Below are 11,398 nucleotides of genomic sequence, written 5' to 3' on the forward strand. Positions count from 1 at the left end.
CAATAGCGCGGTCCCCGCCTTCACCAGAGTTTCTTCCTAAGGTAATAATGGCCAGCTCAGAAGTAGCAGCTGTCTTATTGATAATATCTTTGCTCACTTCCATCTCTTTCAATCTCGTGGGAGGTGACAGTAAGCCTTCTTTTTCACGTCTTTTAGCTTCTGCTTCATTAGCCTTTTCCGCAAAAGGAACATAGATGCTTTTCAGTTTCTCATCTAATTTGAAGCCTGAGTTGGTAAGGCCATCCAAAAGGGAGACAGTATAAGCTTCGTTCACGTCACCGCTACCGGTACCACCTGAGATAAACGAGTAAGAAGTGACCCCAAAGGCGGCAATAGGACTTGCTTTAGAGGTGAAAGGCAGTACATTGTCGTTGTTCTTCAGCAATATTATTCCTTCTGCGGCAGCCTGACGGGTTACCTCAGCATTTCCTTTCAGGTCAGGTTTGTTGGTGTAGTTGTACTTCTGCATCACCGGAGATTTGAATACCAGCTCCAGTATTCTTTTCACGTTGGTATCTACCACCTCTTTAGAAAGCTTGCCGCTCTTCATATCAGCAAGAATAGATTGCTTTTGGGCGTCCATGCCAGGCATCAGCAGGTCGTTGCCGGCTGAAAGCTGCGCCGTTACGTTGCTGCTTCCTTTCAACGCATCAAAACCAGCATAACCGCCAAACCAGTCAGTCATCACAATACCCTTGAAGCCCCACTCATCACGCAGCACATCGGTTAATAAGTCTTTCCGGGCGGAGGTGTAGGTGCCGTTTACCAGGTTATAGGAAGACATCACCGTCCAGGGCTGAGACTCTTTCACGGCAATTTCAAAACCTTTCAGGTAAATCTCACGCATCGCCCTAGGGCTCACGTGCACGTTGATAGAAAGGCGGTTGGTCTCCTGGTTGTTGGCCGCAAAGTGCTTGATGGAAGTACCCACGCCGTTAGACTGAATACCGTTTACCATGGCCGCGGCAATCTTGCCGGAGATAAGCGGGTCCTCAGAGTAGTACTCAAAGTTCCGGCCGTTGAGCGGGTTTCGGTGAATATTGAGGGCAGGAGCCAGCAACACGTCTACTCCGTACTCCTTCACCTCATTACCCATGGCTTTTCCCACGCTTTCAATCAGCGGGGTGTTCCAGGTAGAGGCTAGTGCAGTACCTACTGGGAAAGCAGTACTGTAGTAGGTGTTAGCATCATTCTCTCTCTTTGGGTTGATCCTAAGCCCTGCTGGACCATCGGCCATAATAACCTCTGAAATCCCTAGGCGTTTGATTTCATGCGTTCCGCCAGCAGCGCCAGGCACGCGTCCTTCAATGGTACCAACCACAGGGGCCAGGCCATCAAAGCCCGGCATGCCTGTACCAATAAGCATACTTGCTTTCTCTTCATCGGTCATCTTGTTGACCAGGTCATTGATTCTGTCTTGCATAGATAGGCGATAATCTTCGTATCGGTCCAGCTTTCCATTACGGTTTAGGTCTGCGAAAGTGAAGCCATTTAAGGTAATTTGTTGGGGAGCCTTGTCTGCCGCGGTTGCAGCATGCGAGGAGGCTCCAAGCAGCATCATTGCTGCGAGCAGATTTGCTTTTATCGTTCTCTGTTTATTATATTTTTTCATACTGACATTTATCTTTATTGATTTAAATTGATGCTGTGTGGACTGAAGAGGTAATATTGATGGCTTACTGAAAATATTTTTGTTAGAATTTGAAATTTAAAGATCCTTCAAGGGTGAACGGACGGATATAAGACCCCACCAGCAGCTTTCCGTAGTAAGGAGAAGGATCTGTGATTAATTCAGCTCCGTTTATGGTTCCTTTAGCGCCACGCTGGTTCAGGAAATTAACCGCCGTTAAACCTGCATTAAAGTGCTCGTTAAACTCATAGTTCACCCCACCGAAGGTTTCCCAGCGAGGTTGGAAGTATAGCACATTAGTAAGGTTGGCAAACTGCTTTGAGAAGTAGCGGAAGCTAGCCCACACTTTGAAATTTTTGTAGGTATAGCTTGGGTCAATCTCCATGAGCATCTTCGAAATTTCCAGTACATTCTTATCGTTATAGGAGTAGTTTCTGCCAAATGCGCTAAAGTTATAGTTTTTGTAAACCGGATCTTGCAGCGTGATAAGGTAATGCAGGCTGAAGCCTTTGAAAGGACTAGCTACTATGTCGGTAGTCCAGCCAATGGTTTGAATGTCATAGTACACCGTTGCTACTTCAGACTGGCTTGCATTATCAGGGTTTACCAGGTTAAGCCTTGTCTGGTAGTTATTTCTGGTAAGATAGCTTGCCTGAGAAACTACACTGAATTTAGGGTGGTTGTAGAAAACCCCCAAGCCTACAAGTGGGCTTTTAATTTTAGAGAGATTAGGCACAGCAGCACCAGAATAGTTCTCAAGGCGTCCATTGTTTTCTGTATAAGTAAAGTCTGCTAAAAGACCTGCGTTCTTAGTTACTTGAAGGACAGTATTGATTGACCCTCCCAGGTGGAACCAGTTGTTATCAAAATAAACCTTGTCTTGCTCATTGAACACAACACCTATTATTCTGGGAGTCAGGTAATAATCCCCTTTCATTTTTTGGTAGCGTAAGTTAACGCCATAGTTCACTGAAAAGCGGTCAGATACTTTCCACTCATCAGAGAAGAAACCTGATAACTTGTTCTCGTAGCCGTTATGATACTCCCCCCCTACGTTATAGTTATAGAAACCCTCGGCGTCAGTACTAGAAGTTCCGTCTTGCGTTTCTCTCAACAGTTTGTCAGGAGCGGCAGTTGCTGTCTGGTAGTAGAAAGAACGGTTGGAGGTGTACTCATCAACACTATAATATTGCTCCGAAAGCCCTATCCGCCAGTTATGGTTCTTTAGCTTCTTCTGAAGTTCGAAACGTGATAAGACAGTTTTGGTAGGAGTACCAGGGATGTGCATGGCCAGCATAGAGTTTACATTTCCATTGTAGGCCTCTCCTGTGTTCTTTTTTATGAATCCGTCAGCAGTTGTTGCCGAGAAAACACTAAGCGGAATAGCATCCAAGTAAGTAGCCTCTGCATAACGGGCACGGGTCATAAAATTGAACCTCCAGTTATTCTTTAGCTGGTAATGTCCTAAAACATCAAAACTGTGAGAGAATGAAGCGGCATCACTAGTTCCCATGTCCTGGTTACTGAATTCTCCTGTGAGAATATCCTTAAACCGAAGAATGCCATCGTTCACGACGTAAGAATCCCTGCCGATTCTGAAGTCTGAAAGCTCTTCAGCCTTGCCACCTTCATTATATCTGAAAATGGCATAATTGTTAAGAGAAGCTGAGTTCGTGTATTTATACAGAAAACTGATTTCACCTTTCCGATTATCGAAGCGCTTGGTTAAACCAGCACGGTAAACCTGAGTACGGTCAGAATAGGTAGCGAACTTTAAATCGTAGGTGCTGGGATCATAGTTGGCATAAGCACCAGCAGTATAATACCAGTTTTTACCTAAAGGACCCGAGACATTCACATCACCCTTCACCCAGCCAAAGTGACTGCCAGAGATATTGCCCACCAACTCAAATTTATCCCCACCTAACTTAGTGTATGAGTTTACAGCAAAGCCTAGTTCACCAGTAGTAATAGCTGCCTCACCAATCTTCATCAATCCAACTCTATCCAAGCTCACACTCGACCTCCAGGTGCGGTTGGGCAGTTCTGGCCAGAAATAGTAAACCACTGGCAAGTCATTCTCCTGAATGGTGATTCCTCCTACGGAAGTCGGAAGACCGATATTTACCTCACGCGGCCCTGTGTTGTTGGCCGCATTCAGCATAACGTTCCGGTTTTTTTCTTCCTTAGTGGCTACCTCTTCTACTAAGAGAGTGTCAGAAGGGACAGGCTCCACACTTTGAGCTAATAAACTAAAACTGTGGAGCAAGGAAATACCCAAAGCTGTAAGTAGACATTTTTTCATAAAACATTAAGTTATACCCACCAAATATATATAAGTGATTGCTTCATTACGAAACAATTATACTTATTGCTTCACAAAGAAACAATAAACACAGAGAAAAAAAATTCTCCTAAAATGTCCAAGCCTCTTAATAAAACCTTAATAACACATACAAAATACAGGATATAAAACAGTTACGAACATAAAGAAGCTATACAGTATTTTAAGAAGAGAGACCTACTGCAGGAAGTATAAGTAGTATAATGTAAACAAGACTTCATGTCGAACGCCAATTTTACATTTTATAAAGCAAGTACTAACTCAATATAAAGGAGGCTCCAAAACAATATAAATTTTTACTTGAATTGAAGAACAAATCTGATTTTACCGTGCTTGTGCTTTTCTACAGTGGTGATTTCTATAATGAAGAAATATACCAGTGTGATGTATATTATTTTTATCGTCAGAAGTAAGTTAACTTTGAAAATGTATCTTGATTTGAGCAGATTGGAAAGACGTATTTTTTTCTGTTGTCACTCAATTAAAAATTAACCATCAACTGTAAGTACAGAAACAGTACTTAGTCGCAAGATTGCTGGCTCATTTTCTGTGTAGTTACTAGATAAAGGCATTTCTGATGAAAGAGCATAACAGTTTAAAGGAAATATTACAGAAAGAATCCAAACAAGCCTGGCAGCTATATTTGCCGCACGTATCTATAGACTGTGTCGTATTTGGTTTTCATGATGCAAGCCTTAAGGTTTTATTATTGAAATTGAAAGACCAGGAACTATGGGGCTTACCAGGAGGCTATCTGGAAAAACAGGAAGAGATTCATGATGCTGCGGTTCGTGTACTTAAACAACGTACTGGTGCAGAGAACACATACCTGCAACAGTTTGGCGTTTTTTCTGACCCTAAACGATCTGAAGGTTTTTTTGAAGGTTATCCCGACACACTTTGGCACAAGCAACGCTTTATTTCTATCGGGTTTTATGCCTTAGTTGACTATACCCTCGTGGAACCAGTATCCGACCTTATCTCCAGCAACTGTGCCTGGCAAGACATTGACATGCTTCCAGAGTTGATGATGGACCACCAGAAAATATTTGATCAGGCGCTGATAACCTTAAAAAGACAGCTTAACTATGAGCCTATAGGTTACAACTTACTGCCTAATGAATTCACCATGCCCGAGCTTCAAAAGCTTTATGAGGTTATTTTAGGAAGAAAGCTTAACAGGGGGAACTTTTACCGCAAAATGATTGGGTATGACATCTTAGATAAACTAGAAGAAACAAGAAAAGGAGGAGCACACAAAGCACCTAACTTGTACAGGTTTAATATCGAAAAGTATGAGAATGCTATGAAAAACGGTTTTAAAGAAGGTTGGTAAAGATTGCAACCCCCTCCCAAAACTGGTTATATAAAACTGGACTTTGATGATGCTCAAATCTGTTAGATATATAGGGGGAAATCAAAGGTTAATTCCTAAGTTCATGTAATACCAGTGGTAAAATAAAACTATAAAAAAGCGCTGGTTGCTATAGTCACCATATCAAAAAAGTCACTGTTTCCTAAATTCACTCGGACTGACACCCCTGTGCTTTTTAAAGAACTTATTCAAATGGCTCTCGTCGGTAAAACCAAATTCAGACACAATCTCTTTCATTGTATACTCCCCACTCCGCAACCTTCTTTCAATTAACGTTTGCCTGCACTGATTGATGTAATCCTTCAGGGTTATATCCATTTTCCTTTTGAAATAAGCACCCACATATGTTTGGGGCATACAAAAGTTATTGGCCAGCTGTGAAGTATGAAGCTGGTGGGGCTGGGTTATATGTTCGTGAATATAAGATATAAGCTGCTCCAGTCTGCTTTGCTGCCCTGCTTTCGCAGCAATTGCCTTTGCTTCCATTGCCGCAGGGAGGCTTCTTTTGATGATTGCCAGCAGTGATTGTACCTGAAGGTAGATGAGCGACTCGTTTTCCAGGATGTTTTCCCGAACGGAATACAGTATACTGAAAACATGCCTTGTAAGCAGCTTATCCTGCTCCGTAAAATGCACCTTCGAATTTCGAACCACACGGCTCTGTAACAAGTTTACTTCTTGGCTCCAGTTATAGGACACGTTCAGGCCTCTTTGTACTTTGAAGTCGGTAAACCTAACTGAAATAAACTTTGTCGGCACATCTATCATAAAGTAGTGGCTGTCTGAGGGGGTAAGTACAAAAACGTCACCCTTGTCATACTCCAACTTAGAATCATTCAAGTGATGGATGCCCGATCCTTCCTTAATATAGATGATCTCATAGTAGTTATGGCCGTGCTCGTAGGGTGCCCACTTCTCTGCCGAACGGTCTATAATAACCAGCGGCGTAAACTGCTTGTGTCGCTTCATGCTTTGCAAGTACCTAAAATTAGTAAATTTTTACAAGTATGTTTTTCTTATAAAGGTAGAGCTTTGCCTTCAGGAGACAGGGTAACAGCTGCAACAGTTTGGCTGGTAACTTACCTAGCGATAACAGGTTCGGTCCTGAAGCACATGGGGCTATGCATAAGCAAAGCTTAATGCATAGCATCTGAATGCTCTGTATTATTAATACTACTAACAATGTTTATAGAAGAAGAGAGAAAAGAGGTGATGGCATATGTAGAGCCCATCATCCGGGAAAAAATAGACACTTTTCTAACGCCGATCGATACCATTTGGCAACCGTCGGACTTGCTTCCGGATACCAGCCACGATACTTTCCATAGTGACCTGAAAGAGCTGCAGCAGGGGGCTGAAGGGCTGCCATACGATTTGCTTGTGGTGCTGATAGGAGATACAATCACCGAAGAGGCACTTCCCACCTACTCTTCATGGCTAAGCCTGGTGCGCGGTGTTGGTAGCTATCGCGAAGGCGGCTGGATGAAGTGGGTCAGGCACTGGAGCGCTGAGGAAAACAGGCACGGGGACCTGTTAAACAAGTACCTGTACCTGTGCGGTAGGATAAACACGCGCATGGTGGAGGTTTCAACCCAGTACCTGATTGCTGACGGCTTTGACCTGCAGACTGACCATGACCCTTACCGCAATTTTATTTACACCTCCTTCCAGGAGCTGGCTACCAATATCTCGCACCGCCGCGTAGGCTCGCTGGCAAAAAAGCACGGCGACATGAGATTGTCGAGAATGTGCGGGATGATAGCATCGGATGAGACGCGCCATGCAAAAGCATACAAATACTTCTTCTCAAAAATAATAGAAGTAGACCCGAACGGTGCCTTAGTGGCCCTGGAAGATATGATGCGCAAGAAAATTGTAATGCCTGCCCACTTCTTGAGGGAACTTGGGGGCACAACCGGGAAGGCTTTCGAGCATTTTTCTGCTGCTGCACAGCGCCTTGGCGTGTATACGGCGGCAGATTATGTAGCTATTTTTAAGGATCTGCTGAAAGAGTGGCGGCTGGAAAGCCTGAAACATCTTAGCGACGAGGCGGAAAGGTCCAGAGACTACCTTTTTAACCTGGCTGACCGCCTGGCAAAAGTAGCTGACAGGATAAAGGCCCCCTCGCTGGAGTACCAGTTCTCCTGGATCAATGGCTAAATAGTCCTAGTTAAACGATGATGTGAAGAATCAAAAGTAAATCTAAAAATTATATGGAACCGATATTAAAAGAAAATCCTAACCGCTTTGTCCTGTTCCCCATCCAGCACGAAAAAGTGTGGCAGATGTACAAGAAGGCAGAGGCTAGCTTTTGGGTATCAGAGGAAATAGACCTAGGACAGGACATGAAAGATTGGGAGAACCTGAACGACGGTGAGCGCCACTTCATCAGCCATGTGCTGGCTTTCTTTGCAGCCTCCGACGGCATCGTGAACGAGAACCTGGCCGTAAACTTTATGAATGAGGTGCAGATACCGGAGGCCCGCTGCTTCTATGGTTTCCAGATCATGATGGAGAATATACATGCAGAGACATACTCTCTGCTGATTGATACTTATATCAAGGATCAGCAGGAAAAAGACCGTATGTTCCGTGCCCTGGAAACAGTGCCGGCTGTTAAAAAGAAAGGAGAGTGGGCGCTGCGCTGGATCGAGAGCGAGAACTTTACCGAGCGCCTTATTGCTTTTGCGGCTGTGGAGGGCATCTTCTTCTCCGGCTCGTTCTGCTCTATCTTCTGGCTTAAGAAGCGCGGCCTGATGCCAGGCTTAACCTTCTCCAATGAGCTTATCTCCCGTGACGAGGGTGTTCACTGCGACTTTGCCTGTCTGCTATACAGCATGCTGGAGAACAAGTTGCCAGAGGAGCGCGTGCACGAGATTATTCGTGATGCGGTAAGTATAGAGCAGGAGTTTGTGACAGACTCGCTTCCGGTGGACCTGATCGGCATGAACACAAAACTGATGAGCCAGTACATCGAATTTGTGGCCGATCGCCTGTTAGTAGAACTAGGTTATAGCAAAGTTTACAACTCAACTAACCCATTCGACTTTATGGAGATGATCTCGCTGCAGGGTAAAACGAACTTCTTTGAGAAGCGTGTGGGCGATTACCAAAAGGCGGGGGTGATGGCAGACAGGGGCAAAAATGTATTTTCGCTAAACGAAGAATTCTAAGTTGTCTGTAATTCTCTTTCATTAATTTTCTCCTTGTAAAGTTCTGGAATAACGTATATCGCTTTTTCCCAGAATTGCACCCCGCTGCCCCACTTTTTTCGCTTCATGCTTTGTTCCGACCATTGATGTATATGCCGAGGCAAAGCGTGCGAAAAGCTGTCACAGGTTTATAATCCTGAAACCACCATTTCAGCTAACTTTTTGCGAATGAAGAATGCAGAGGGGTGTATCATAGGCAACAGAGGCTATCACGGCCCATGAATAGAGAAATTATGAACCCCAAAGAGGCACAGGTGGCTGTTCTGGAAAAGGGCAAAGAGGAGAGCACGCCGCACTACTCTAGTTACCTAGGGGCTAGCTGCTTCATATACAAAGTAGATTATACTTTGAATGAAACATACAAGCTACTCCTCTTCTGAGTCTTCTTCGTCTCCGTAGTCCAGTCCTTCCAGGAAATCCTCCCCGTACAGTTTTTTTAGATAGTCATCGTTGTCATCGTCTCCGATAAGGTCGGCTTCTGGAAGGTAGGGGTTAACCATGTCTCTTATGAACTCTTTTTCAGTGATGTTGCCTAAGCCGCTGTCCCGACCTTGCTCTTCGTCAGGCATTTCTTCTTTTTTATTGTTTTCCATTGTCTCTGGTTTTAAATGTTTTTGGAGCTACAGGAAGGCTAAATCTGTTTAAGGGTCCTCTTCAGGCTATTGATGTACGCTATAATAGTTGCTGTATTCGATTTTAAGGGGGAGTAGGCGTTTTATGCAGTAGATTTATAGAGCCATAAGCGTTAGAGGTTAAGCTCCTTAAAACGCTTTATTCTGCTTCAAAATGGGGTGTGGCTTTTAGCTATAACCGAGCAGCATCATTAGCTCAAGGTTCACAAGGTTCTTTCCTTCCTTATGTGCTTCTGTGAACTCGAATTGGCCGCTTTCCCTGTCAATAGTTAGTTGAAGTTCTAACAGGTGCTTTGATTCCTAACTAAACTAAAAAGAGATGTGCTATAATATTCGGCATAAACCTGTGTTAACATTAACTTCTTATTCTCTATTCTGACTGGTGATTTTAGAACTTTCCATTCCGCTTTACCAGTTAGCCTCTTTAATCTGTTTATGCCCTCATAAAGGCCTAGTTTGTTTTCTAGCCCAACTAAACTGCCTGGGCCTGCTATCTTTAGATTCTTGATTAGCCTTCTTCCTCCGTTAATGTTGTGTCATGATAATCAGGAGCGCCTTCCTATACCAGAACCTACTGTGTCCCCAACCTTCTCGTCCATCTACATCAACTTTGATCCATTCTTTTTTGGTAGTGCCAGGGCTATTTTTTTCCTTCTGTGTTGTCTCTATGAATTTCTACAGTTGTGTGAAATCTTAAAGAGTGGGATGCAAACGATGATAACCTGTTAGACCAGAACGAGTTTAACAGCAGTTTTTACGATAGCTGGGACACCAACAGCGACAACAGCCTGAGTGAGAATGAATGGAACACTGGTGTCAGTGACTACGGCTTTGATAATAAAAGCTGGGCTGACTGGGACACTAGCGGCGAAGGTGTACTGGATGAAAACGAGTTTGGAACCGGATTAGGAGCAAACAACTACTTCTCAGACTGGGATATGGACAATGACAGCATGGTGGGAGAAAGAGAATATACGGACGGTGTCTTCGGTTTATGGAATGACAACGGTGACGGCATGTTGGACAACAATGAATACGGAGCGTACGACACCTACTATGGGATGTGACAGGCTTAGGTTTAAGCTAACCTGGAAGGACTAAGTCCAAAGTTAATGGGACTCCACAAAAAACAAGAGTAAACAGAATAGAACTCTTTTATTAGGATAGATACCAGTGCGAATTTTAAATAGCACTGGTATCCTTTTGTTTTCTATGCTGCTGATACCTTCGAACGGCAGCAAGTACCTTATCCCGATTCGTCTTTTGGAGATCAGCCGCAATGTTGCCTTCGCTGCTCTTGCGCTTTACCCCGAAAAACAGAAGGCTTCATACGAATGTAGTAGTTGACCTGGCCTAAAATCAATAAATAGTGCGGGCACTGTTGAATAAGCATGACAAATTAAGCTCCTCAACAAATTGGTTCTAGAACAAGACGCTAACTAGCTCTTTGTTTTTTGCCTCCTACAGTGACAGCTCAAGAGCTTCTTGTACCTCTTTATCCGTGGCACCTCTCCAGAACTTTTTATATTCGTCAGCATCTGTCAGTTGCTGAACTGGCTGTAATTCAGGCGCCACCTTTTTCAGTGTGCCCACCACCGCCTCATAGGGCCTGTACCCTACGATGAGCAGACCGCTCTGTCCAGGCTTGCTTATCGTCAGTGCAGGGTAGCGGGTTATACTTAGGTTCCGCACCTGTTGCATATCCTCCCGAAGTGCCTGACGTGCTGGTTCTCCTTTTAGGTCCCGCTCAAACTGGCTGTAATCCAGCAGTCCATTCTCCTCTTCTGAAAGAGACTGTGCGACTTCCAGTAGTACCTCTTCCCTGGAAATGTTTTTCCCGTGCAGCATGACTGCCTCCCGCACACGGCGCAGGTAATTCTCTGCCGCTGCGGCAGACTGCAACCCAGCGCTTTTAACAGCTAAACAGGCAGGAAACGACGACGCTGGTGGATCATTAAACCACACCCTGTCATCCATGGGCATACCCGATTTATACTTAGCCTCCAGCCACACAGGACCCATCTGAAGCGGCTTGCTCACATTATTCATTGGGTCGCTGTAGCTGTTCCAGTTCGGAATGAGCCCCGCCATGCGGTAGCGCCATCTTATTTTCCCACTGTACTCGTAGCGCAGCCTGCGCCACTGAGGCTCGAATGCCCAGCTCCAACAGCAAAGAGGGTCGGTGAAGAACTGTATCTCCACCAA

Annotated in this window: 9 protein-coding genes; 4 read left to right on the forward strand and 5 right to left on the reverse strand. The window is 44.5% G+C overall.

What is annotated here, in order from left to right; all coding sequences use genetic code 11:
• Positions 1-1,612, reverse strand: a 1,612-nt coding sequence (locus tag LN893_RS19605) for a glycoside hydrolase family 3 protein (protein WP_229973033.1), incomplete at its 3' end; no start/stop codon positions are given.
• 82 nt (positions 1,613-1,694) lie between these two features.
• Positions 1,695-3,935 carry a TonB-dependent receptor gene (locus LN893_RS19610; RefSeq protein WP_229973035.1) on the reverse strand — a complete coding sequence of 747 codons (2,241 nt, stop codon included), beginning with the start codon at positions 3,933-3,935 and terminating at the stop codon, positions 1,695-1,697.
• 616 nt (positions 3,936-4,551) lie between these two features.
• On the opposite strand from LN893_RS19610, the gene LN893_RS19615 reads away from it, so the two are divergent.
• A complete protein-coding gene (locus LN893_RS19615) occupies positions 4,552-5,310 on the forward strand; it encodes an NUDIX hydrolase (protein ID WP_229973037.1) in 759 nt (252 codons plus the stop codon).
• Positions 5,311-5,481: 171 nt separating this feature from the next.
• On the opposite strand, the gene LN893_RS19620 is transcribed toward LN893_RS19615, so the two are convergent.
• Positions 5,482-6,318: a helix-turn-helix domain-containing protein gene (locus LN893_RS19620; RefSeq protein WP_229973039.1), complete on the reverse strand. Its 837-nt coding sequence runs from the start codon at positions 6,316-6,318 to the stop codon at positions 5,482-5,484.
• A gap of 213 nt (positions 6,319-6,531) precedes the next feature.
• Between LN893_RS19620 and LN893_RS19625 the strand changes: the two genes are divergently transcribed.
• The 3 genes from LN893_RS19625 (at position 6,532) to LN893_RS19635 (ending at position 8,941) form a co-directional block, all read left to right on the forward strand.
• Positions 6,532-7,509 carry an acyl-ACP desaturase gene (locus LN893_RS19625; protein WP_229973041.1) on the forward strand — a complete coding sequence of 326 codons (978 nt, stop codon included), beginning with the start codon at positions 6,532-6,534 and terminating at the stop codon, positions 7,507-7,509.
• A 53-nt stretch (positions 7,510-7,562) separates the two neighbouring features.
• Positions 7,563-8,522: a ribonucleoside-diphosphate reductase small subunit gene (locus tag LN893_RS19630; RefSeq protein ID WP_229973043.1), complete on the forward strand. Its 960-nt coding sequence runs from the start codon at positions 7,563-7,565 to the stop codon at positions 8,520-8,522.
• A gap of 257 nt (positions 8,523-8,779) precedes the next feature.
• On the forward strand, positions 8,780-8,941 hold the full coding sequence (locus tag LN893_RS19635; RefSeq protein WP_229973045.1) for a hypothetical protein: 162 nt from the start codon (positions 8,780-8,782) through the stop codon (positions 8,939-8,941).
• Here LN893_RS19635 and LN893_RS19640 read toward each other — a convergent pair.
• The gene (locus LN893_RS19640; RefSeq protein WP_229973047.1) at positions 8,927-9,154 is read right to left on the reverse strand and encodes a hypothetical protein; all 228 of its coding nucleotides are present in this window, start codon (positions 9,152-9,154) and stop codon (positions 8,927-8,929) included. The genes LN893_RS19635 and LN893_RS19640 overlap by 15 nt on opposite strands.
• Positions 9,155-10,654: 1,500 nt before the next feature.
• Positions 10,655-11,398: DsbA family protein (locus tag LN893_RS19645; RefSeq protein WP_229973049.1), on the reverse strand; the 744-nt coding region annotated here is incomplete at its 5' end.

It is taken from the genome of Pontibacter harenae (genome assembly GCF_020907245.1).
Taxonomy (GTDB): domain Bacteria; phylum Bacteroidota; class Bacteroidia; order Cytophagales; family Hymenobacteraceae; genus Pontibacter; species Pontibacter harenae.

Coding starts and splice junctions, on each gene's coding strand:
- LN893_RS19615 (WP_229973037.1), top strand. CDS start 4,552: ATGAAAGAGCATAACAGTTTAAAGGAAATATTACAGAAAGAATCCAAA.
- LN893_RS19640 (WP_229973047.1), bottom strand. CDS start 9,154: ATGGAAAACAATAAAAAAGAAGAAATGCCTGACGAAGAGCAAGGTCGG.
- LN893_RS19610 (WP_229973035.1), bottom strand. CDS start 3,935: ATGAAAAAATGTCTACTTACAGCTTTGGGTATTTCCTTGCTCCACAGT.
- LN893_RS19625 (WP_229973041.1), top strand. CDS start 6,532: ATGTTTATAGAAGAAGAGAGAAAAGAGGTGATGGCATATGTAGAGCCC.
- LN893_RS19635 (WP_229973045.1), top strand. CDS start 8,780: ATGAATAGAGAAATTATGAACCCCAAAGAGGCACAGGTGGCTGTTCTG.
- LN893_RS19630 (WP_229973043.1), top strand. CDS start 7,563: ATGGAACCGATATTAAAAGAAAATCCTAACCGCTTTGTCCTGTTCCCC.
- LN893_RS19620 (WP_229973039.1), bottom strand. CDS start 6,318: ATGAAGCGACACAAGCAGTTTACGCCGCTGGTTATTATAGACCGTTCG.